Annotated in this window: 15 protein-coding genes; 3 read left to right on the forward strand and 12 right to left on the reverse strand. The window is 49.5% G+C overall.

Annotated elements, in window-relative coordinates:
* Positions 1 to 73: 73 nt before the first annotated feature.
* Both QT987_RS26730 and QT987_RS26735 read right to left on the reverse strand, forming a co-directional pair.
* Positions 74 to 901, reverse strand: coding sequence for an alpha-amylase family glycosyl hydrolase (locus QT987_RS26730; protein ID WP_333246227.1), 828 nt, complete (start codon positions 899 to 901; stop codon positions 74 to 76).
* A 123-nt stretch (positions 902 to 1024) separates the two neighbouring features.
* A complete protein-coding gene (locus tag QT987_RS26735) occupies positions 1025 to 2248 on the reverse strand; it encodes a PQQ-dependent sugar dehydrogenase (protein ID WP_333246229.1) in 1224 nt (407 codons plus the stop codon).
* A gap of 688 nt (positions 2249 to 2936) precedes the next feature.
* Here QT987_RS26735 and QT987_RS26740 point away from each other — a divergent pair.
* Positions 2937 to 4280, forward strand: coding sequence for an amino acid permease (locus tag QT987_RS26740; protein WP_333246231.1), 1344 nt, complete (start codon positions 2937 to 2939; stop codon positions 4278 to 4280).
* A 25-nt stretch (positions 4281 to 4305) separates the two neighbouring features.
* Positions 4306 to 4971, forward strand: a complete 666-nt coding sequence (locus QT987_RS26745; RefSeq protein ID WP_333246232.1) for a methyltransferase domain-containing protein — start codon at positions 4306 to 4308, stop codon at positions 4969 to 4971.
* A gap of 183 nt (positions 4972 to 5154) precedes the next feature.
* Here QT987_RS26745 and QT987_RS26750 read toward each other — a convergent pair whose 3' ends face one another.
* The 9 genes from QT987_RS26750 to QT987_RS26785 form a co-directional block, all read right to left on the reverse strand.
* Complete coding sequence (locus tag QT987_RS26750) at positions 5155 to 6537, reverse strand: Rid family detoxifying hydrolase (RefSeq protein WP_333246234.1); 1383 nt, start codon at positions 6535 to 6537, stop codon at positions 5155 to 5157.
* A 150-nt stretch (positions 6538 to 6687) separates the two neighbouring features.
* A complete protein-coding gene (locus QT987_RS26755) occupies positions 6688 to 12015 on the reverse strand; it encodes a response regulator (RefSeq protein WP_333302949.1) in 5328 nt (1775 codons plus the stop codon).
* 51 nt (positions 12016 to 12066) lie between these two features.
* Positions 12067 to 12969, reverse strand: a complete 903-nt coding sequence (locus tag QT987_RS26760; protein ID WP_333246238.1) for an HNH endonuclease — start codon at positions 12967 to 12969, stop codon at positions 12067 to 12069.
* Between the two features lie 57 nt (positions 12970 to 13026).
* On the reverse strand, positions 13027 to 16122 hold the full coding sequence (locus QT987_RS26765) for a methyl-accepting chemotaxis protein (protein WP_333246240.1): 3096 nt from the start codon (positions 16120 to 16122) through the stop codon (positions 13027 to 13029).
* 147 nt (positions 16123 to 16269) lie between these two features.
* Entirely contained in the window at positions 16270 to 16803 is a 534-nt protein-coding gene (locus tag QT987_RS26770) for a chemotaxis protein CheW (RefSeq protein WP_039887356.1), read from the reverse strand.
* A 699-nt stretch (positions 16804 to 17502) separates the two neighbouring features.
* The gene (locus tag QT987_RS26775) at positions 17503 to 18741 is read right to left on the reverse strand and encodes a response regulator (RefSeq protein ID WP_333056449.1); all 1239 of its coding nucleotides are present in this window, start codon (positions 18739 to 18741) and stop codon (positions 17503 to 17505) included.
* Between the two features lie 358 nt (positions 18742 to 19099).
* Complete coding sequence (locus QT987_RS30055; protein WP_333320494.1) at positions 19100 to 19267, reverse strand: zinc ribbon domain-containing protein; 168 nt, start codon at positions 19265 to 19267, stop codon at positions 19100 to 19102.
* A 9-nt stretch (positions 19268 to 19276) separates the two neighbouring features.
* On the reverse strand, positions 19277 to 19924 hold the full coding sequence (locus tag QT987_RS26780) for a transposase (protein ID WP_333246242.1): 648 nt from the start codon (positions 19922 to 19924) through the stop codon (positions 19277 to 19279).
* A 138-nt stretch (positions 19925 to 20062) separates the two neighbouring features.
* Entirely contained in the window at positions 20063 to 20353 is a 291-nt protein-coding gene (locus tag QT987_RS26785; protein WP_333056451.1) for a helix-turn-helix domain-containing protein, read from the reverse strand.
* 723 nt (positions 20354 to 21076) lie between these two features.
* On the opposite strand from QT987_RS26785, the gene hmpF reads away from it, so the two are divergent.
* The gene (hmpF, locus tag QT987_RS26790) at positions 21077 to 22822 is read left to right on the forward strand and encodes a pilus motility taxis protein HmpF (RefSeq protein ID WP_333246244.1); all 1746 of its coding nucleotides are present in this window, start codon (positions 21077 to 21079) and stop codon (positions 22820 to 22822) included.
* Here the strand turns inward: hmpF and tilS are convergent.
* Entirely contained in the window at positions 22819 to 23964 is a 1146-nt protein-coding gene (gene tilS / locus QT987_RS26795) for a tRNA lysidine(34) synthetase TilS (RefSeq protein WP_333246246.1), read from the reverse strand. The two genes, hmpF and tilS, sit on opposite strands and share 4 nt — an antisense overlap.
* Positions 23965 to 24072: the final 108 nt, after the last annotated feature.

Below are 24072 nucleotides of genomic sequence, written 5' to 3' on the forward strand. Positions count from 1 at the left end.
GGGGTAAAAAGGCGATCGTTCCTTGTAGTGCAAGGGTTTGTGAGATTTGAACATTCCCCCTACTGGGGGAACTTCAGATTAAATGTTGATTTCCCCAAAAGTTAAACAGCATTTGCATCCGGTTGCCATCCCCAAAATACCTGGATAGTGCTTCGGGAGGTTCATTGGCTTCTGCCAGCAAAATCGCATCTCCCCGTCGCCAGGAAAGAAAATTCCGCAGTTCATCAATGTAGATGTAAGGATCATCGACTCGCTCACACAGGTTATCAGCCTGTCTCAGTTCAATGAGATAGGGAGCGGCATCAATCCGAAACCCAGATACGCCCAACGTCAACCAAAACCCCATGATTTTTTGAATCTCTATCCTGACTTCAGGATTAGTAATATTCAAGTCAGCCTGATGGTCATAGAACCGATGGGCATAATAGGCTTCTGCTTCTGGTTGATATGTCCACGTCGCTTTCTGAAAACCAGGGAAGATAATACCTTCTAGCAAATCCTGCGGTTTCTCTTTTGACCACAAGTAGTAGTTCCAGTATTTGGAGGTTTTATCTCTACAAGCTGCTTGAAACCAGGGGTGCTGATCTGATGTATGGTTGACAACCAAATCAACAATAACCCGAATTCCTCGTTCTTCTGCCCTACGGGTGAATGTAACAAAATCTCCCAATGTTCCTAAACGAGGATCGATGCTGTAGTAATCCATCACATCGTACCCATTATCTTTATTGGGAGATGGATAGAAAGGCATGAGCCAGATGCAAGTAACGCCCAACCCAGACAGATAATCAACGCGCTGAGTCAAGCCTGCAAAGTCACCAATGCCATCACCATTGGCATCCATGAAAGTTTTGACATCAATGCAATAGATGATGGCATTTTTGTACCAGAGATCCAGCATTAGAATTACCCATTCAACTCATAAAAGAACAGGTAAAGAAATCGCTTGAGCGATCGTAATTCTCTACCTGTTTTCAATTTGAAGCCCAAAAGTGATCAGAAGGTGACAGGTTCAAACACTGACTCAGCGAGTAATGCGAAGAATCTTGTCCTGCTCTGGTGGGCAACTGCCGCGACCATCACAATTACTGGTGGTCACATACAATTCCCCATCGGGGCCCATAATCGCTTCTCTGAGCCGTCCCTGCTGCCCCTGCAAATACACTTCATGCTGCTGCACTTGACCCGATCGAGGATCAATGACAATTCGCTGCAATTGCTCTGCCCGCAGTCCTGCAACGATGAGGTTGCCTTTCCATTCAGGAATCGCATTGCCTGTGTAGATGGTGGCTCCTCCGGGGGGTAATGCCTGCTGCCACACGATCGCAGGGGTGACTAATCCTTGCTGTGATTCACAGCGGTAGATAGTGGGCCAGCCCAAATTATCACCTGCCTGGGCAACACTGACTTTATCGTGTCCCGATCGCCCTAACTCGCCACTGGGGCCATGATCGCTGACCCACAGAGTCGATACATTCACCCAATCAAACCCTTGAGTATTGCGAATCCCCAGGATATAAACAGGATTTCCTGGGAAGGGATTATCAGCGGGCACCTGGCCATCAGGGGTGACGCGCAAAATCTTGCCTGCAAGACTTTTGACATTCTGAGAAAGGTTTGGATCTCTGGCGTCTCCGGTGCCAATATAAAGCATCCCATCGGGACCAAACCGAATCCGTCCGCCGTTGTGGAATTGAGCAACGGGAATATTGTCAACAATGGTGCGATCGCGGGTTGCACTCACCCCATCCTGGGACAACTGCCAGCGTTCCACACGATTCACTGGAGTGCCATTTTGGTTAGCCGTGAAATATACATAAAAGAATCGGTTATTGGTAAAATCGGGATGAGCGGCAATGCCCAGTAATCCACCTTCACCGCGATCGCTGACATTGATGGTGGCGATCGCTTGGGGGCGCAGCTTGCCATTTTGCACTAGCCGCACCCGTCCCGATCGTTCAGAAACAAGCAGATCGCGGTTTGGTAAGAAGGCAATCCCCCAGGGAACATCCAGCCCTGTCACCACTTCCTCCACCCGTACACTCACCTGCCCCGGAGGACCAAACCCGTCTTCCACCAATTTGCAACTGGCTGGCTGGGCAGTTTGATTAGTTTGTGCCTGTTGCGCTTCACTACTGATTTGGACAGAAGCCGGTGTTTCGCGCACCTGCGTCTGGGGAGAAGTGCAGCCAACTAGACCCATGATGCTGAACATTAGTCCACTTTTAAGAATGTTTGTTCGTTTCATGCCTTTTTACCTACTAATTACTTTTGAGCTACGCTTCAATTTCCATCAATTTTTGTGAATCAAAGACAAGAGCTAACACCGCTGATCCACCTTTTCAAATCACTTTTTCTTGTAGACACGATCGATCGTCGTTTAATCACTTTTGAGCCAAAAATTTGCCGACAATACCAAGCCCTGATCTAGCAATCCAGTGCTTCTAACCATTCAACAACATGATTGCTATTGTGCAAGATCGTGTAGAGTTGCTCATCTTGCAAAAGGCTGAGTGCCGTTTCTGGATTATCTGTGCGGTTGTCTGATTGGCGATCGAAGCGCTCATGTATTGATTTCGTGACGCGGATTTGGTAGATGCTACCTCAACTGCAAGCAATGGTTCGTTCTGGTTTGATTATCCTGCAAACCATCGAAGCATGGGAACCTGTTCTGAGTCATTAATTGGAAAAATGTGGGGATTGTCACCTTTGAGTCACATTTGCTGTGGAAGCTAAGAGTAGACCTTGATTGTCAACCCTCTCCTAAATAGATTTTTAAGGATGAACAGTTCACGTTTCCAGCAACTCTTTTTATTTAATTTCTGGTATCGCAGGAATTCTAATTCTTCTGAGTCGGCGCCGGACTTTTGGGCAAAACGGAAATTGGTTTAAGCCTGGGTGTCGTAAAAAATTCTACTCGTTGAGAAGCTAAAACTGTGGATAGATTAGAGAACACTGCACTGGTGGAACGTAACGAACCCCAAACAGGGACTCCAAAACCCTCTATTAGTCTAATTGATGCGATCGCCCTGATTGTCGGGCTAGTAATCGGCGCAGGCATTTTTGAAACCCCTGCTCTGGTCGCTGCTAATACCGGAACGGTTGGTGGTGTCATAGGAGTCTGGCTGATGGGCGGTGTGGTGTCATTGCTGGGGGCACTTTGCTACGCCGAATTGGCCACGACATATCCCCATGTCGGCGGCAACTACTACTACTTGAAACGGGCATTGGGGCAACCGATCGCGGTTTTATTTGCCTGGGCACGCATGACCGTGATTCAGACTGGATCGATCGCGCTGCTGGCATTTGTGTTTGGCGACTATGCCTCTCAGCTACTTCCACTAGGTGGCTACTCCCCTGCAATTTACGCAGCAGTCGCGATCGCCCTGCTCACAATGCTCAACATCATTGGACTGCGCCAGAGTAAAGGCCTCCAGAACGGGCTAGCGGTGATACTCGTTTTAGGCTTACTGCTGGTCATCGTAGTGGGTCTGGCATCCTCCCCTCCTCCCGTCTCGGCCCTTTCCTCCGATGCCTCCCGTACCTCTTCCTGGGGCTTAGCGCTGGTCTTTGTGTTGCTGTCCTATGGTGGTTGGAATGAAGCCGCTTACATTTCTGCCGAAATTCACCACCCGCAGCGCAATATTCTGCGATCGTTCCTCTGGAGCATTGGCATCATTACAGGACTTTATCTGCTGATTAATCTGGCATATCTGCGGGGATTGGGTATCGCAGGCATGGCCGACTCTCAAGCCGTTGCATCAGATTTACTGCGGCGAGTGCTGGGTGAACCAGGAGCCGCGTTTGTGAGTTTACTGGTTGTGACCGCCACGCTGGGGTCGATCAACGCCAGCATCTTTACGGGGGCACGCAGCAGCTTTGCTCTGGGGCAGGATAGGTCTGCGTTTCGCTGGTTGGCACGCTGGCACCCGCATCCGAGTTCACCGACAACCGCTTATTTATTGCAAGGTGCGATCGCCCTGACGCTGATTGGGCTGGGAACCTTCACCCGCAAAGGATTTGAAACAATGGTGGACTACACTGCCCCCATTTTCTGGTTTTTCTTTTTGATCAGCACCCTGTCGTTAATTGTTTTACGCATTCGAGAACCCGATCGACTCCGCCCGTTTAGCGTACCGCTTTACCCGATCGTTCCCATAGTGTTCTGCGCCATTTGTGGCTATTTGCTCTATTCCAGCCTGGTCTATACAGGCATCGGCGCGATCGTAGGGGTCATCGTTGTTCTACTGGGTATTCCCTTTGCCCGTCACACTACATAGCAACTTTTTTTGGAGATTTACAATCGTGCAACTCAAAACCATTAGGCAATCATTCTTTGTTGGCGTTAGCATTTTCAGTTTTGCTGCGATCGGCTGTACCCAACAACGTAACTTTGAGACAGTGGTTCCAACTCCGGCTGCCGCATCCCCAACTAATTCTGTTTCCGATGTGGCTCAAGCGACTCCTAGCCCCACAACAGAAGCTCCCACCCGTCAACCCGATGTCGTTTACGTTCCAACCCCTGTACCGGTTGTGAATGAAATGCTGCGGCTGGCAAACGTGCAATCCAATGACGTAGTTTACGACTTGGGTAGTGGCGACGGTAGGATTGTGATTGCAGCCGCTCAAAAGGTGGGCGCGCGGGGCATTGGTATTGACATCAGCCCAGAACGCATTCGAGAAGCTAACGAGAACGCCAAAAAGGCTGGCGTTACCGATCGTGTCCAGTTTCGTCAGGAAGATTTATTCCAAACAGACTTCAGTGAGGCAACAGTTGTCACGCTTTACCTACTGCCAGAACTCAACGTAAAACTGCGCCCCAAATTACTCAGTCTAAAACCAGGTACGCGCATTGTATCCCATGAATTCGATATGGGCGACTGGAAACCTGAGCAAGTAGTAAAAGTGGACGGCAGAACAGTCTACTACTGGGTTGTACCTGAAACTCCTCCTGCTAATTTGAAGAAGTAAGGATCGCGAATTAAATAACTTACAATTTTAATTGTTATTGTGGGATGGGCGTCCCGCCCGTCCCACAATCTTGTGGAAGTTATTTAATTCTCATTCCTAAGACTATTGGAGCTTGAGGAGTCAGACTCTATATAGCTGGCACGTCGATCCGATCTTCCGGCCAGGTCAGCACTCTAACTCACGTTAAATCACAGCAATACAGTCAATCTCTACTAACACATCTTTCGGCAAACGCGAAACCTCCACACAAGCGCGCGCCGGTGCAGTTTCCGCATCAAAATATTTCGCATAAACCGCATTCACAGCAGCAAAATCATTCATATCTTTGAGGAAAACCGTAGTTTTTACCACATCCAACCAAGTAGCGCCGGCTTCTGTGAGAATGGCTTCGAGATTTGCCATGACTTGTTCGGTTTGTTTTGCCACATCGTCGGTGTAGACAATATCATTTAGTCTAATATCGATCGCAATTTGGCCAGCTACAAACAGCATAGTGCCCGTAGCGGCGATCGCTTGATTGTAAGGGCCCACGGGTGCCGGTGCTTTGTCAGTACGAATAATTTTGCGCGTCATAGATATCACTTTTTGGGATTCTTGTTGAGAGGTTTCCGGTTTGTAGTCTATTTCTGGCTCTGAGATTTCTGGTTCGGAAGTGTCAGGCTCGTAGATTTCTCCATCGGGCATTATAGCACCAGTGAAGTCTGCATTTTTAATATTCCAACCATAAGTCTTAGCATCAGTTAAGTCTGCTTTCTGAAAGTTGGCTCCCTCCAAATTTGCTAGCATTATACTTGCTTGTTTAAGGCTAGCTTTTTTTAGATTTGTCCTTTTCATACAGGCTTTTTTCAAATTAGCACCTGTGAGGTCTGCTGCACAAAGATCCGCCTCAACCAGATTCATTCCTGATAAGTTAAATCCCGATAGATTGACACCTCGGAGTTTGGCTCTCTGAAAATTGACATCTTGGAGACTAACACCCTTTAAGTTCACTTGACTCAATTCTGCTCCAGTCAAGTTCGCTCCCGTTAATTTTGAGCTTGCCAGATTTACTCTACTTAAATTTGCTTCCTTGAAGGAAGTTTTCGTTAACTGTGCCCCGAAGAATTCGGCATCACTCAAGTTTGCATGGTTCAACTTAGTATTACTCAAGTTGGAACCATACAAATTTGCCCTACTCAAGTCAGCACCGCTGAGGTCTGCCAAACTGAAGTTGGCATTACCTTTTACCCCGACTAAATTTGTTCCTAGCAGGGATGCTCTACTGAAGTTTGCTCCATCGAGGTTTGCATTGTTCAAAGTTGCCTCACTCAACTCAGCTCCCGACAAATTTGCATTCTGTAGGTTTGTTGCACTCAGGTTTGCACCTTTGAGGTCGAGCCCACTTAAGTCGGCTCCCTGAAATTCGCGTTGTCCTGCTGCGTATCTTTTTAAAAGTTCTTCAGCGTTCATTAATAACCTCGATCGCCCTTCCGCTACACCCCACTTTTCCAGCCTACCACCAAAACCCAACGCGCGATCTAAATCTGCGTTAATCCGCGTCAATCCATTTTCATCTGCGGTTAACAAATTCCCTTTTTTTAACCGCAGATATAGGCAGATAAACACAGATTAACGCAGATGAATTAGAGATTATCTGCGTGAATCCGCGTCAATCCATTTTCATCTGCGGTTAACAAATTCTCCTTTTTTAACCGCAGATAAACGCAGATTTACCTATTACACACCAACCGGAGCACCAACAACCTCACCTTTCAACATCCGAGAAGCAGCATCAAGCAATTGCTCCTCCAAATAAGGCTTAGTGAAATAACCTTTCGCGCCCAAACTGTAAGCCATTTGGCGGTGTCTGTCCGCACCACGAGAAGTTAGCATCGCGATCGGCAATTCACACAAAACAGCATCCTTCTGCATCCGAGAAAGTAGTTCCAAACCGTCCATTCTCGGCATTTCAATATCGCAGAAAACGATATCGCAAGGCAGACCAGATTTCATCTTTTCCCAAGCTTCCTTACCGTCGCGAGCTTCTTCTACACGATAGCCAGACTTCTCAAAAGTAATCGACAATAGCGATCGCACCGTAATCGAGTCATCCACAATCAGCACAGTCGGCTCAGTCTTCTCGATTTCCGCCTCCTTAGTAGCCTTCTCGCCCTCATCCCAAAGCGTACCGCCAGTGTCCTTCCGCAGCCTTCCCGTAGCCAAATCGATCAGCTCCAGAACGTCCGCAATCGCCACGATCCGACCGTCTCCGAGCACCGTGGCCCCAGCAATCCCGATCGGCTTCGGCACCGGCCCCTCCAACGGCTTGATCACAATTTCCTGTTCCGTCGAAACCTGATCCACCTGCACCGCCAAGAAATTGCCAGCAGAGCGCAGCACGATCACAGAAATCATGTCATCGTCAGTATTAAACCCGTAAACACTGCCCCGACCCAAATGGCGGCTGTAAGCCAGCAAATCCCGCAGCGGCCGGAACGGCAAGCTTTGACCCCGCCACTCAATGCAAGGCAAACCGTCCGCCCCCGTCGTCACCTGATCGCGAGGCACATCGATCATATCTTCGACCCCATCCATCGGGAAAGCAATGCGAGCTCGATCGCTAATGCAAGTCAGAGCCTTAGAAATGCTCAATACCAGAGGTAAACGGATGGTAAACACAGTCCCCTTGCCGATGGTTGAATCGATCGACACAGTGCCCCGAATTTCCTGCAAGGAAGTCTGCACCACATTCATACCGACCCCCCGGCCGGCGTACTCCGTCGCCTGTTCCTGAGTGCTGAAACCCGGCATAAACAGCAAATCGTAAACTTCCGAGCGAGACATCCTCTGAGCCTGAGCCGCCGTCAGCATACCCTGCTTAATCGCCTTCGCCTTCACCCTTTGCGGGTCAATTCCCGCCCCGTCGTCAGAAACCGAAACTACCGTTTGGTTCCCTTGGTGGAAAGCGCGAATCGTAATCCTGCCGACTGCAGGCTTCCCAGCCGCCAGACGCACTTCCGGCGCTTCGATCCCGTGAGTAATCGCATTGTTCACCAAATGAGTCATCGGGTCATATAGCTGATCCACAATCATCTTGTCGATCAAAATCTCCTTACCCTCAACCTGCAACTGAGCCTGCTTCCCGCACTTAATCGCGATTTCCCGCACCGCCCGGAACAGCCTGTCCGTCGTCTCCGCAAACGGCTTCATCCGGGCGCGAGTCAAACCTTCTTGCAGTTGAGTCGTAACTTGCCGCAGTTGGCGAGTCACCTGATCCGCCTCATCCACCAAAAACTCAATGTCCGCCGCCGACTCCCGCACCCGCACGATCAGCTCAATAATCTCCTGAGCCAAACTGTGGAAAGGAGTAAACCTGTCCATTTCCTCTGGTCTCCAGGCACTTTCGCGGGTGTGCGCCGAATCCTCAGAGCGCCAGGCCGATCGGTGTCCCTGCCGGTTTGCCAGCAAAGCAATCTCCAAAAGACTCCGCTCGTAGAAATCCTGAGTCCGCTGGCTCACATCGCTCAGCAGCGCCACCTGGTGCAGCAAATTGTCCAAAAACTGCCGCATCCGTTCTTGGTCTTGCTCCAAACTGTTGCGGTTTACCACCAGTTCCCCCATCAAATTGCTGAGGTTATCTAGTTGTTTGACCGGCACCCGCATCGTCTGGTCGCCGAACCCGCCCGCGCGGGCATTCCGCCTGGGTCTGTTGATCGCCGACGGCCCCATATTGCCTTCCCCTTGGCGGCCGCTGTCCTTGGGATCTTCGAGCAGTTTTTCTAAATCCCCAAATTCGTCGTCGCTCTCATCGGCAGCAGTGCGCGGAGCTTTACTAGCAGTTGTCGCCGGTAGCCCGTGAATTTCCGGCATAGTTGCGCTCTCGCTGAGGAGTTCTTCAAGATCCGAGAAAACTTCTGTATTTACCGGACTCTGATTTGTACTCGCAGAAGCTGCTATGACAGCTCCCGCACCGCCTGCAATTAACAGTGCTTCTAAATCGTCAAAATTGCCTTCAGAATCATCCTCATCGCCTGATTCGCCATCGCCAAAAAAGTCTGCCAGCGACCCCTCATCTAACTCCGAGGCATCGGCCTGGGCTGACTCGTCCTCAGCGTCCCAAAAGCCCGTCGTCAGTTCCGAAGTCACCAAAACCTCAGCATCGATCGAATCCAACAAATCATCAAAACCCTCCAACTCTGCGTTGTTGAGAGTAGCGCCGGTTTCCATCGCCGAGAGCAAGTCAGCATCGCCATCAAACATACCATCGAGAGATTCAGCAGGCAGCGGCTCTAAATCCACACTCGAAAAATCAGTTTCCAGGGCATCAAACAAATCATCTTCGCCCTCATACTCCCCGGCGACATCTGTTTCGGCTCGATCGAACAAATCAGCACTCACCCCGCCTGCCAAACCATCGGGCAGTTCGGCCGACAATTCTTCCTCATCATGAGCCGCGCCCTCATCTGGCGCCACTACAGCATCGGGCTGCTGCACCAGCCCTTCCCCAAACATATCCTCCAAGAAATCGAAAGCTGCGCCCTCATCAGATTCGAGATTTGAAATTTCCGACTCAGGACGATCGTCGGACAAAGCCCCAAGTTCAACCTCTGCCGAATTTGCCAAGCCTTGGTCGGAAACCGCCGCACCATTGTTATTATTGTCGAACAAACTCCCCAAGTCGCCCTCATCAACTCCCAAATCCGCACTCAGCAATTCTGAATCCCCATCCTTGGGCCAACCCCCACGGGCTTGCCCCGAAGCTTCTCCCTCATACTCCGTACCCGTAGGTACAGAACCGAAAAGCTCAGCCAAATCGGCAGCTTCTCGGGAAGTAGCCACTCCTTGCCGATCCCGCACAGTCTGTTCATCCTCAGAAATCGCGTCCGAGGTCATATCCCCAAACAGCGCATCCAAATCCGTATCGTCCCCTTCCAGGTTGAGCGATTGCACAGACTCGTCTTCCAGGCCGAAAGCATCTTCTAGCCAGTTTTCATCTGCAGAGATATCTAAATCAGAATTTGATGTCATGTTAAGAACGTTGCCCATTTCCTCATTTTGTGCGGTGCCTGCAGCTTGAGCTCGATCGCCCCCGTTCTCCCCACCTTCGTCTTCTGAAGAAAGGAAATTAGAAGTAATCCCCAACAACTCGCTCAAATCCGAATCCTCGCCAAGCTCAGAGAACAACTCGAAATCATCCATTTCAGGCAGAACAACCGCTTCGGCCTCCGCTGAATCATTGCCCCCCCTTGCTGCAGGCTTCTTCGATTCTCCGTCTAAAGCCTCAGACTTCAGGGAATACTCCGAAGAGATTGCCGGCCCACCTGTTTCCTCAGATAAGCCTAAATCGCCGAACAAGTTCTCGAAATCAGCATTGTCCTCCGTACCACCAGCAGAAGTTTGGGCCGCCACTTCGTCCAACAGCGTACCGAGAGCATCTTCGTCCGCTTGTCCCCTCGCTGGGGCCACCGTGTCGGATCGCCGCTCCAAACCGCCCCTACCGTTACCCGTTTTAACCTGGTTGCGGGTTAACCGCTGGCTCGAACCCGCATTTTTCCGATCGGCAGCTACTGTCGAGCCCTCTGCCTCTTCTCCAAACAGCAAATCCTCCCCAAACAAACTCGTCAGGTCATCAATCGGAGGCGTCCTATTCGTTTCGGAACTTTCCGCATCGTATTCGTCAAACAACAAATCAGTAAAATCGCCGGAATTGTCATCATCGTCTAACCCCAGCATTCGGGCCGCCGATATCCCAGAAGAGTGTGCATAGTCGAGGTCTTCTTCTTCTTCCCAAGCGCCGTCGAGATCCGGGGACTCGCCGTCAAACAAGTCAGCTAAAGTGTTGAGTTCTGCCGCGCCCACTTCCGGGCCGCTGCGGGTCGAGCCTCTAAAAGCACCCGTCTCTATATCCGATTCTGCGAAGGCGGAATCCGCGTCGAACTGGGACGATCGAATGCCATTGTCATCGTTGCTGTCGCCGCTGTCTAATTGGTCGAACAACTCGTCTATACTCAGCCCAGAAATAGTCGGCAGCAACTTGTTCAATCCATCCGGGGCATCGCCCGATCCCACCAGATCCCAGGCCTCATCCTCAACAGAAACCACATTTTTCCCGGATTTACTCGGTTGAGCGAAGGCCAGCAAATCTTCAAAATCTGTTTCTGGAACCAGAACAGCCGGCTGCAGCGACAGAAGTTTTGCGCTTGGGGCGATCGACGATTCTAGACCAGAAATTACCAGTTCTTGGGCTTGTTTGATGTCTTTGATCACCGTTGGGGCTAAGGTGCGGTAGGTATTTTCTGGATTGCCGATCGCCTTGGATACAGCTTGGATCAATTCTATCCAGCAGGGCAGTTCAAATTCTTCCCCCGCCCTGAGCAAGTTCCGACAAATGTTCTTAAGTTGCCGCCTGCTTTCTGGCCCCTCCGGCTGTTTAAACTCTTGCAGGAGTTCCCGCATCCTCGCCGGCACGTCCGAGTCAAATACTAGCTGCAGCGCGCTGTCTTCTGTGGCTCTGGCATCAGGTGCGTAAACTGACCGCGAATCTGGAAAACTCCTTGATGAGGCAAACGCCCCGACTCCCACCCCCGCCATAACTGGTTCGGGTACTGGCATCGCGTAGCTCTCGTCTGCATGGTGTTCTCCGTGTCCAACGAGTCCCCCCAAGTGCCCATTAAGTTCTTCAAATACTGGTTCTAATTCTCGAACCATCTGTTCTCCCAATTCTTCTGTCAGTCCAAAAGGCCCCGACAGTTGCTCTAACAGCCCTTGCAATGTGTCAAAAATTCGCAGAAAAAGGGACTCTAGCTGTTGGTCTACTTTAACGCTGCACTCTTTTAATACTTTAAAACTATCTTCTAGTCGGTGAGCTGTTTGCTGAATGCTCGTCAGCCCCAGCATTGCTGCTCCTCCTTTGACAGAGTGAGCGGCCCTAAATACTTCGTTGACCAGTTCGGGGTCTTCGATCGTGGTTTGCAGATTCAGCAACCCTTGTTCGATCGTATTGAGGTGGTCTTTTGCCTCCTCAATAAAGTAGCCCATTATCCTCTGTTGTTGCTCCGGCAGCATAGTTTTATTCCTGATTTTAAGCGTTATTGTATTGGGTCTATGTTAGTAGTTCTAGAGAAGGTCTCTGTATATCTCGCCCCTTGCCAAGAGAATAATCTGACTGCGAGATATGGCAAATGTCCTGGCTATTTCTGCTTTCGACCTCCCCTCACTTAAAAGATAGCGAATCTCGCGCACCTGTTCGGGTTTGAGTTTGCGGTTAGGACATATCTTGCCGGGAACGAAAGGAAAGCGGTTTTTTTCTATAGCATCGCGGGAGTTATCGGCGGGGGTTCCTTCCCACAAATGGTCGGGATTGACACAACCGCGATCGTCGCAACTGTGACACGCAAAATAACCGGGTTTAACAGGCCTTCCCAGTTTGTGTTCCAGTACAAGTCTGTGGGGATAGAAACTTTGATTTTTCCCGTTAATCTTAATAGTTTTCACCGAGTAACCATCACTTCTTTTAGCCAACGTACAAATCATGCAGCCGTTCGGCTGTATTTCAGCGCGAATGCCTGGAATTACTTCTATCCCTCGCACTTTTTTTTGAGGTTGAGGAGCCGATGTACTTCCTACATCTTTAATCCGTCCTTTCTTAAACCTGTCTTGAGAATTTTCCAGTCGAGAACCTTCCCATAAATGGTTTGGATTAATGCAGTTGCGGACATCACAAGTGTGGCAAGCAAAGTATTCCGGTCTAATCGGACGACCTAAGATATTTTCTAATACTAAACGGTGGACAGTAAACGTTTTCCATTCACCGTTAATGCGAAGTCTTTTGTTTGCATAGCCACTGCTAGATTTGGTTAGGGTAGAGATAATACAGCCCGTCGGCTGAACTTCACCAAAGATGCCCGGTATTACCTCTACTATGTTATCGTCCATCTGTGCAACTCCTACTTCCTTTAGGTGTTGAATTGGCATCCCCGCAGGGGTTTCAAGACTGCGAGGTTGCTTTTTGTATGCCATTATTGCCACACTAACGTGCTTGTAAATCAGCCCGCAAAAAAAGCATGAGACAATTGATTATTGTCTTTCTGCTGTTTCTACTCGGAATCTTTCCACCGATGTCAAAAGGTCGCGAGCAACGCCCACCAAATTTTGCAAAGCACCCGAAACTCGCTGCGCTTCTTGGGACGTTTCCTGAGCGGTCAGCTCGACAGCTTGCATCACACTGGCGACCGCGCGAGCTGTTTCGTTTTGCTCTACAGTGTCGGCAGTAATCGATCGCACTAGCACGTCAATTCGATTAGTAACTTGAATGATATCTTCAAGCGATCGCTTCGCCTGTTCTGCCAATCTTGTCCCCTCAATAACCTGCTGCGTCCCTTCTTCCATCGCCGTCATTACCGCGCCGGTTTCGCTTTGAATTTGCATCACGATCTGTTCGATTTCTTTCAAAGACTTAGCCGATCGGTCTGCCAATTGTCGCACCTCATCTGCCACGATCGCAAAACCCCTGCCCGCTTCCCCAGCTCTCGCCGCCTCAATACTGGCGTTGAGGGCCAACAAATTCGTCCGGGAGGCGATCGTCGCAATTAAAGCCACAATCTTAGAAATTTCTTGAGAAGCTTCCGCCAACCTCTTGACTTTTCTCGTGGTTTCTGCTACTGTTTCGCGAATTTCCAAAATCCCGGCCACCGTCCGCTCCACAGCCTCGCCCCCTTTCAGAGCCGTTGCCGCCGCGCCCCGGGCCACTTCTTCCGCCTCTCTAGCGCTCTCTGCGACCCGCTGAATCGCGTCGGTGAGGACTTGCACGGAATTCAGCGTTGCCGCCAGTTCCTCAGCTTGCCGCAGCGCGTCGGAAGACAAATCGCCCGCAAACTTAGCACTATCCGTAGCGCCTTTGCTGACCTCCCGAGCCGCCTGCTTCACCTGATGGACGATTTCGCGCAGATTTTGAATTGTCAAGTTAAACGAGTCAGCAACCGCGCCCAAAACGTCTGCGGTCACTTCCGCAGTCACCGTCAAGTCACCCCGGGCCGCTCCTTCCACGTCGTCTAGCAAGCGAATCACTTGGCGCTGCAAGTCTTCTTTTGCCTGTTCCTGCTCGTCAGACTTGCGCCTAGTATCGCTAATCGTGGTTTGGATGACCTTCGCCATGTGGTTGAATTTAGCAGCCATTTTGCCAAATTCATCTTCCGAGTAAACCGTAGCGCGAGCGTCCAAAGTTCCTTGAGATACCGCATCGAACTGAGCTTGCAAATTGTCCGACGACTTGCGTACCTGCTTGGCGATCAACTGGCCGATGCCCCAAGAAGTTAAAAAGCTGGTAAAGCCTGCGGCTGCAGTCATTACCCAGCCTGTTTGGCGCAGGTAAACAATCGCCTCCGGTTTGTCTTGCCGCAGAGCTTGATAGGAGGCAATGTTGGTGACGAAAGCCACAGCTACCAGAGAAACAAGTCCCGCCCCGATTGCCGTGTACAACTGTTTTGTAAACAAAGGGGCATTTTCCAAGAAAGCCAGTCCCCCCTGTTCTACTGTTACCGAAGTATCGAGCGCTTCTGTTTCTGTGGGAGAAAAACTCGACACAGACGTATCAGCCGGGCCACTTATGCTAAATATTTCGTCATCCCGAATTGCTGAGCCATCACTGTTGTCAAAGTCCAGGCTGCTGCCTGTCGTTCCCATCATGCCGCTGGTCGAGTTGCCGAAATTGGTGTTACCTCTAGTCAAGATCGAACTGGTGGCATCTTCTGAGATATCAAAGTCCGGCAAATTTCCCAAATCGTCAAATTCGTCAAATTCGTCTAAAAAGTCGCTGTGTTCTTGAGCGTTCCCAGTTTTTGACGACCAGGCGCTGTTGTTCTTGTCGGAAGCCCCGAAAGCTGTTGCTTGTTCGTTTTCGTCGAAAGAGAAAGAATCGCTAAAAGCGTCGTCTTCAAAAGCATCTAACTCGAAGTTGTCTGTAGAGCCAAATGCCGGGGGTTCCGAGTCGCTGTAACCGTTGCTGTTGGAGGAGGCTGGATCGACTGAATTAAATTGTCCCCGGCTCGACCTTTGACTTTGAGAGTTGGGGACAGCACCTCCCATCAACAGCGTTTCGTCTTCCGCCAGCGAATAGTTTGACGAGTAGTCCGACCCGTTATTCGACTGTTTGTTTTGAGGTCTAGAAGACCCGAAACCCGACGAGGGCATCGCCTCGGCAAAGGGGTCTTCATCTTCGACCCCAGGTGTGTTGTGACCGTAATTTTGGCCAATCTGGGGCGGGGATTGGTAGTCGTAGTCGGAGTTATTGTCGAATTCGTCTGGCAAATCGAGCGCACCAAAAGGTTCGCCAAAATTGTCCGAGGGCCCGATGGGGGAGTCTAGTTGGTTCGAGTCGAAGGAATTCCCGCTTTCTGAAGAGGCAAAACTTTGACCGTTGAGCATCTGAGTCGGAGCTTCGGAAAACGAATCTCCTGAGTAAGGTGCGCTTGAACCAGAAACTTTGCTGCTAGACAAGTCAGCACCATCAAACCCTCCATCATCTAAGGCAAAAGGGTCTCCAAAGTCCGAGTCGGCAAACTCGTCTATGCCGTCTAGCGAGCCGGAGTTCTCAGCATAAGCTGCCATTCCGCCGCTGTCGCCACCAAAGGGGTTAGAATGTGAGGCTAAATCTGGGACTGAGCCTGGGCCATCGTCGTCTTCTGGTTCCCATCCCAAGCCACTCATGCCTAAGTCGGCCAAGTCCTCGTTTTCCATGTCGTCTGGGGATTGACTTCTATAGGAAAGGGATGGGGAATTTCCTTGAAAAAGTCCCAAATCCGGGTCTTCTAACCCTTCATCAAGAGATAAGTCTGGATAGAATTCTAATTCAGTTTCAGCAGACAAAGCCTCGAAATTTTCAGTTTCTAGTTCTCCAGATAAAAATTGGTCTGTGTAGGTAATTCCGCTGTGAGCGTGTTCTACCAAACTCTGGTCATCACTCAGACCTAGCACAACCGTGTACTGTTCCCGCGCCACCTCATACTGTTGCAGTCCGTAGCAGTAAATGTGTCCGCACAGCAGGCGAGCGCTGGGGTCTTCGGGAAAATCTTCTACTAATTGATAAACTAGGGCTGCGGCTTCTGAATAATTGCCATCCATGTAGGCCGCTTCTGCCCGTTGGTAGTCCTGCTGAAAGTTGGTACTTGTTGCCATTTGCCGCCCTCTTTGGATTTTAGATTTTAGATTTGAGATTTTTGATTTTTATCTTGAATTGAATGTTTAGATGCGCGCCTCACGTCGTGTGACTGTTTATGATTAGACCTCAATCGAAAATCGCAAATCGCAAATCTAAAATCGATTTCACGCTGCCCACCGCGCCGAGCGCAGAATTTTCACTTGATCTAGCAGTCGGAGCACTTTCTGAGCTGGTGCACCTAACATCCATTCTCCCCTCAGAAATGGAATCATGCCGTCTGGTGCATTGTTCTGAGAGTGCAGTTGCTCTACGTCGAGCCAGTCCATCCCCACAATTCGATCGACTGCCAGCCCCAAAATCGTGTCTTGGTCTTCCACAGCCACGATCGGGATTTCGGGTCTATCTGTGTTCAGAGGTGTTTGGTCTCCCAGAAATTGGCCGAGGTCTGCCACCCAAATCACTCGTCCTCTCATATTTAGCGTACCTAAAAGCAAAGAGGAAACGTTGGGGATCGGTGTCATGCGGTCTGGGGACGGGGATAGTACCTCTCTAATCCCTGTCGCTGGCAGAGCGAACTCGTTCCCCGAAGGAACGTAGAACCGCAGGTGCAGCTCTCCTTCGGGAGTTTCTAGTTCTTGGAATTCCGGAGCCGGATCTACGCCTAGTCCTGGTAATATAAAGTCTGGGCTACCGCTAATCATAATTCTGACACCTGCATTTCTAGCAAAATTGTTGAGGTTTCCCGCCAAGAAGAAGCCGATCGAAACTTCGATGGTCGAAACTTGACACAGCCAAGCTTGACACAGCCAAGGGGTGAATGGCGCTACTGCCGGAGGTACTTGGCAATAAATTTGTTCCGTCAATAATTGACTGCCAGCAATAAATTCGCGCGACCAATGCTTACAAATTAGCTCAAATCGACTACGAACAATTAATTTGAAACCCCTAAAGCTTCACTTTGTAATCCCACCGCCGTCTCAATTGGTAAAACTCTGGGTAATTTCTGCGATGAATGCTAAACCGATACTGGGATTAGCGAGGAGTTGTTGACATGGCTGATGTCCCGACAATCATGAACGGAGTCAGTTAAGACTGAGAATTGGACTCTCTGACTTTGTACAGAAATACCTAGCAATAAGTAGCTCTGTACATCAGTTTTTCGGAGCGGCTGCAAGTGGAGAACAAGTATATTATATTTGCACTTTGAGCGTGTTAGACCCACTTGGGTCTAGAAATTGAACAGAGTTTTACCGACGCCCTTATGCCAGCGCGCGGATTTATACATTCTAGTTTATGGTGCGATCGCCAATAGTACGTCCAGCTTTCTCTTTGTGGTGGCCGAGACTCGATCTAACCGCAGGTACAAAAAAGCTCCCATCATGCCATGGGGGCGAAACTTATTTTTCTTCTAATTGGTCTTCTAGCGATCGGTCTAATAATCTTTCCGAGAGATTGACCCGAGGGTAGCCTGGGCCCACATATTTTTCTACCAGCATCAATAACTCGCTTTCACCAAAAGGTTTAGTGTAAAAGTCTGTAGCTCCGGCCATGCGGGCTTTAACGCGATCGATAAATCCGTCGATGCCCGTCAACATCACGATCGGCGTCTGCCGGAAAGCGCTAGAACTACGCAGCATAGCGCAAATTTCGTAGCCGTCGAGTTCCGGCATGGCGATGTCACACAGAATTAAATCGGGTTTGAGTGGAAACACCAAACTCAGGGCTTGGAGGGGATTGCCGATCGTAGTAGCTTCATAACCGTGTTCATTTAAAATTGACTCAACTGTTTTGCGAATAGTATTGTCGTCGTCAATACAGACAACTCTGGGAACTTTGGTTTCTGGGGACGACCATTCTTTTTTATTGTTGGTGGGGGCAACAGAGGGTTCGTAAAATACTTGCACCAATCCCTGCTGCACAAAGGGGTAAATCGCCTTAGCGACAGTGAGCACGTCTCGGTTGAGGTAGCGCGCCATTTGGCGGATCGAAGTGTGCCCGTCGGCCCAGCGTCTGAGAGTATTAAAGGTGTTGACAGGCAGCGCGACTCGCAGCTCGGAGGGATCTGAAATCACCGGGCATTGGTTGGGCGACTGAATGTGAGGGTGAAACTGCTTCCACTGCTGCACCTGTTTGACAATCTTGGCCAGGAGCGAACTAATTTCTAAGCTGGTCAGTTGAGGAGCCAAAGCTGGGCCCATTTCAAAAGTGAAGGAACCCTGGTGGAGACTGAGCAAGTCAAATAGGGTTTCGTGGATCATGCTCTGGATGATGTTGCGGCCTTGAGCTGGGGTGAGGATGTGGTTTTCTAGCAGGGCCCATAGGTAGCCGTATTCTGGGGCATTGGTAGATGCCATATAGGGAACTTGGATTTTGTCGAGGGCGGTATCTGCTTTGTAGCGGCGCAGGTAGTCGCGCAAGCGAAACAAACTGCCCGCACTCTGGGTAGCGTAAATAATCTGACCGTTGAAGCAGAAGACATACCAGGATTGTCCTGCAAGGGAGCGCGAGGTAGGTTGAGTACCCGTGCCGCTGCCGGTGGAGGTGTAGGCCTCTACGAACAGTTCTCCGGTTCGCTGGCCTAACTCAATCAATTGCAGGATGCTGCGGATGTCTATTTCACTCAAATTTCCCTGCATGCAGCTAAAATGTCCTCCTTAAAACCGTTGGCGTCTGAGATCGGAAAGACTGTGTGCTGGCGAAAACATTGACTTTAGTTTCCGTCAATAATTTACGCGCTGATGCCGATCTCACAATTGGGAATTGACGAAAGGGCGATACTTGCTGCCGGGTCTCGGCCGCGCTACCAGTCCACAAGCTGAAACCGCGCAACTCGCGGCATTCTCTAAGTGTAGAGTTTCACCTTGTATTCCGTTACATAAGACCTACTCACATCTACTCATGACTAGACAAGTCTACTCAGTAGTATTGTAAAGCTTACTTCCTGTTTCATCCTGGCGGTGTCGAAACTCACCAGTCCACAGGCACGAGCCCCGCCTAACTGACGGTTTTTGACAAATTAATTGCCGCGTTTAAGTCACGGTCAATCACCAATCCGCAATAGGAGCATTCAAACACTCTCTCGCTCAAGGAAAGTGTTTCTTTTTTTGTTCCACAGTTAGAACAGGTTTTACTGGACGGGAACCAACGGTCAGCAATTACCAACTTTGAACCTTACAACTCGCATTTGTAGGTTAACGGGCGGCGAAACTCAAAGAATCCCAGAGCGGCAACAGACGCAGCCAACTTATGATTAGCCATCATTCCGCTTACATTCAAATCCTCTATGACCATTAAACCGTGATTTTGGGCAAGTAATGTCGTCAAGTTATGTAACGTATTTTTACGTGTGTTAGCTATTTTTTTATGCAGTCTCGCTATCTTGAGTTGCGCTTTTTGACCGTTGCTTGAACCGATCATTTTAGGGCGGTTTAGCCCTTGCCTTCTTGACCTTTTGGCTGCATATTTTGGGTAGGATTTTGCCCCAGCAATTACTTCACCTGTTGAGAGAGTAGCTAATGCTTTAATGCCGAGGTCAACTCTGAAAATGCTTGTATTGCCTGATTCCTGCTGTTGGGCGTCAAACCGCCAACTGATAAACCACCTGTCGGGTTGACGGGATATCGTGCAAGACTTGGTTAATACTTGTGGCAATCTTTCATAAGTTTTCAAAATGCCAATAACAGGAAATTGAATTTTATTGTCACCCAAGATTTTAACTGCGCTTTTTAACGTGAAAGAGTCACGCCGCCCTTGATTCTTAAATATCGGCACTCCCCGAGTCTTGTTAAAACACCGTTTCCCTGCTTCGCGCAATGCCATTCATGCTTGCTGCGGTGTAGACTTGCTGCATTCATATAGCAATCCTAAATGATTCGTGTAATTCTTGTAGGGGCAAACCCCCCGTGGTTGCCCCGATGCAGGCTGGGGTAGGCAGGGGGAGTAGGGGTAGCACTACCCCTACATATTTTTACAAATGATGCGAGGATTGCTATAGTACCAAGGATTTTTTGATTTCACTATAGCTACTAAGAGTTTGTGCAAGTCAGTAGCTGTGGGAAGTTTGAGCTTTTCACTCTCGTTGGTTTTATTGTGGTGAAGTATATTTGGGGTCAACCACAATCCCCAATTCAACGCATGACGCGCTACTCCACAATGCTGGGCTAACAATGTGCGAGTAAGTTGATTATTCAGTTTCAATTCGGTTTTGAAGCCTAACAGCATTTTTACCTCTCTATCGCTTTGAATCACGCTATATACTGCTTCAATCCCTACTCATTTCAGAAGGAATGAGTAGATGTGAGTAGGATTTTGGTTACAGTTTCTCACCCTCAGTGCCGATCGACCTTTTTGCTCGCCCCCCGCGAGCGTCATCGGCTCGCGTCATTACCCTATTCTAAGGCAGCACGGTTCAAATCCCTAGTCCGCCGAAGGATGGCGTCCGCTTGGGGGTAGCGATGGCTTTTCTGACGATCGAGCCGCAACTAAAGCCTGGTACAATCAATAGAAAGTTTTTGACGGACTGACCTTTTTCAGCTTTAGCCTATGGCAGTCTTCGCAGTGAGAGCTAGTCTTTAATCAAGTGGCATTGGTACTGCTGTCTCATTCCTCCAGACAACTGGTGACGCCCGTACTTTCTGGAAGTTCTCCCGTGAGAACGTGCTATGCGTTAGTGCTGAAGAAAAGTTAGAAAAAATGCTATCCCCCGATTGGGCAAACAATACCAAGAAGTAAGACTTAATTGGCAAAAAGTGATCCTTACTTGCCTACACTTGTTTACTTTAGGTAAGTTGACTAAAAATCACAGGCAGTGTTATCTTTAGTCAAGAACCTTTGGCTTAAGGGGGATAGCCTACTTATGTTGGAATTAGCCGTCTACCCAACAGCGTAGGAAGTAAACACCACTTATCTTTTAGGCCTTTAAGTAACTTAAAGTAAGTTGGGATAGGTTTTACGAAGCAGAGGACTATTAGTGTGCTGTATCTAGCGGAAGTACAAAAACAGAGAAGCGGCTTTGGTCTCGGTGGCGGTAAGGCTGAACTGAAACTGCTAGCTTGTCAGCGGGGCGAACATAACTGGAGCGCCGTACCAGGTGATGACGCGATCCCAGTTGAGGAAGCTAATAAGTTTAACGACGGCACGCTGGTGCTGGTTGAGTTGAGCGCTAGCAAGCAAGTGCAGCGGATTCAGGAGGCGGCCCGCCAGTTGGTGAGCATTCTGCAAAATTTCTCGCGATTGCAGGACAAGTTTAAGGATAAGGAAGAGGAAATTGAACAGTGGAAGGCTTCTCTGACGTTTTCGAGTCAGGAACTCAATCGCCGGGAAATGGAAATGCAAGCCCGCGAAGAGCAGTTGGCTCAAATGGAAGAGGAGTTGGAGCGACTGGAGGCTCAGCGCTCAGAAATTGAGAATACTCGAGATGAAGCTAACCGACTGCGAGAAGAAGTCGATCGCAGTCGCGTGGAAATTGAGACGGCTTGGGAACAGTTGCGGGGCGAGCAGCAACGGGTGGCCCAGCAGCAGTCTGAGGTTCGGCAGGGGCCAGTAGTTGATGAGCAGCAGACTCAGAGGATTCAGGAGTTGATGCAGAAGCTGGGAGGGGCAATTGCTTCGGCCCAAGGGGTGCGGGAACAAATGAATCAGTCTCTTGGTGCGGTGGGCGCTCAGCAGGCAATTCTGGATCAGCACTGGCAGCAGTTGGAGCAAAAACAGAGCATAGCTCAACAGCAACAAGAAGAGGTCGATCGACTTTTGCAGAGCCTCCAAAACCGCTGGCAAGAGTGGTACCAATCTCAAGATACTTTGGCTGGGGCTCGGGCGGAGCTTAAAGGACAGCAAAGTACCCTCAGCGCTAAGCAGGCTCAGGCTCAGTCGGTGTCTTTGCAGGTGCGGGCTGTTGAGGAGCTTTACCAGCAAGTTTCCAGGCTCGCATCTGCTTCGGGTGCTGCGGGTACGGAGCAGAAAGTAGATGTGTCAGCTTTGGAGAAGATGCCTGTTGATGAGTTACAAGGGCTGGTGCAACACCTGCAACAGGATTTGGAAAAGGTGTTCCGGTTTGTTAACGATCAAGAGGAGGAGTTGACTCTGCAGCGGGAGACAATCGAGGAGCTGCAAGAGAAAATTCAAGCTGCTTCCGAGTACGATCGCATGGCTTTGGAAAATGAAATGGCAGATGAGCTCGAAAGTTATCAGATGTTAAACGAAACTCTGGTGGGACAGCGCCTCCGGTTGCAGGAACGAGAAGATGTTTTAAAGCAGCATCAGGCGGTGCTGTGGCGGCGGCTGGGTACTGCTAATGCTTCCAAACAAGAGCGAGGAGATATTGATTTGGGGCCAATTGTCGCACAGCTCAATACTCAGCGACAGCAGCAAAGCCAAGAATTGCAAAGACTGGAAAACGAAATTCAGCAAGTGCAGGAAGCAATATCCCAAATTGAGGCAAATGTCAACCGCCAAAATGGGGAAAGTGAGGCGAAACGCTACGAACTCAAGCAGTTAGAGCAGAATTTGTTCAACCAGAAAGGTGCAGTGGCGCAACTCTGGGGCAGGGTGAATGTTTATCAAGAAATGTTGCAGCCGGTGCAGGACAATTTGAATGCGCTACGCCAAAAGCTCGAAGCGGTGGCGGGGGAACTCGATCGGGTGCAGGAGACGGGAGACGAGCAAAATCGGGTAGTTTCTGAGTTGCGGCAAGTCCTTTCGAGTTTGCTCTCAGCTTAAAATTTAATATGTAAAATTATCGAAGGGTGTTCGACTCGACCGATCGCTCCTCCAGGAAATGGATCGGTTTGCGATCGGTTGGGCGCTACGATTAAGCTGGTTAGTTTTTCTACGCTTTCAAAACTGGGCGCCGAGGGCAATATTTGTTGCAGTAGTTGCCGCATTGCCCGTCGCTGCAAGGCCAGGGGTGCTTCCCGCAAAATCGGGCGATTTAACTTGACGGGAAGTTGAAAATTCACCTGCATATTGTCTGCAATTGGAGACATTGCTCGCTGTAGCAAGTCGCTGGCTGCAACTTCGAGATATTCTACGTCGGCGCGGAGAAGTTCGGCTGTTTGAGCTAGCGCTTGTTGGGCTTTTGGGTTGAAATGAGTTTCCAAATAAGGCAATAATTCCGATCGAATCCGGTTGCGCGTATATTGCAAGTCTTGATTTGTGGAATCTTCCCAAATGGGTAGTTTTTGCTCTTGACAAAATTGACCTGTTTGCGATCGAGTTATTTCAAGCAAGGGACGAACTAAATAGATTTTAGATTTTAGATTTGGGATTTTCGATTGGGAATTTTCATCCTGATTTTCCAATCTAAAATCGGCCGATATTTGGGAGTTGGGATTTTCGCCGGAATTCCCCAATCTAAAATCTAAAATCGGCAATCCAAAATCGGCGATGGGCCGTGTCCAAGTGAGGGCAGAAAGTCCATCGGCACCACTGCCGCGAATCAGGTTGTAGAGGAGTGTTTCGGCGCGATCGCTGGCTGTGTGGCCTGTAACAATGTAGGGGTAGTTGTGGGCGATCGCAATTTCGGTTAAAGCTTGATATCGCCACTGTCGGGCCGCTGCTTCTGTTTTGGGGATGTCCGAGGCTGTTTCCAAATAGTAGGATATTCCCCAGTTTTTAGCTAATTGTTCTACATGATTGGCCGAGGCTTGCGAGTCAGAACGCCAACGGTGATCGCAGTGAACAATCGCTAGATTCCAGCCCCATTTTGGCTGCAAATCTAGCAGTAATTTAATTAAACACAGAGAATCTTGTCCGCCGGATACTGCTACTAGCAAGCGCTGATTTGATGGCAATATTTGTCGGTACAGCAGCGTCCTGTGAACTTGAGCGTGGAGGTGCGTCCAATTGGAAGATTCAGCCATGAGAGCAGTTTTTTATTAAGCAAAAATCAGGAAGTTAGGATCGCGAATTAAATAACTTACAATTTTAATTGTTATTGTGGGATGGGCGTCCCGCCCGTCCAAAAAGGA

Origin of the sequence: Microcoleus sp. SVA1B4, assembly GCF_036700545.1 — a bacterium.
GTDB lineage: Bacteria > Cyanobacteriota > Cyanobacteriia > Cyanobacteriales > Microcoleaceae > Microcoleus.

What these genes read in the sequence shown, in the direction of transcription:
- QT987_RS26765 (WP_333246240.1), bottom strand. Translation starts at nt 16,122, where the DNA reads ATGGCAACAAGTACCAACTTTCAGCAGGACTACCAACGGGCAGAAGCG.
- QT987_RS26755 (WP_333302949.1), bottom strand. Translation starts at nt 12,015, where the DNA reads ATGCTGCCGGAGCAACAACAGAGGATAATGGGCTACTTTATTGAGGAG.
- QT987_RS26760 (WP_333246238.1), bottom strand. Translation starts at nt 12,969, where the DNA reads ATGGCATACAAAAAGCAACCTCGCAGTCTTGAAACCCCTGCGGGGATG.
- QT987_RS26775 (WP_333056449.1), bottom strand. Translation starts at nt 18,741, where the DNA reads ATGCAGGGAAATTTGAGTGAAATAGACATCCGCAGCATCCTGCAATTG.
- tilS (WP_333246246.1), bottom strand. Translation starts at nt 23,964, where the DNA reads ATGGCTGAATCTTCCAATTGGACGCACCTCCACGCTCAAGTTCACAGG.
- QT987_RS26735 (WP_333246229.1), bottom strand. Translation starts at nt 2,248, where the DNA reads ATGAAACGAACAAACATTCTTAAAAGTGGACTAATGTTCAGCATCATG.
- QT987_RS26730 (WP_333246227.1), bottom strand. Translation starts at nt 901, where the DNA reads ATGCTGGATCTCTGGTACAAAAATGCCATCATCTATTGCATTGATGTC.
- QT987_RS26780 (WP_333246242.1), bottom strand. Translation starts at nt 19,924, where the DNA reads ATGGCATTGCGCGAAGCAGGGAAACGGTGTTTTAACAAGACTCGGGGA.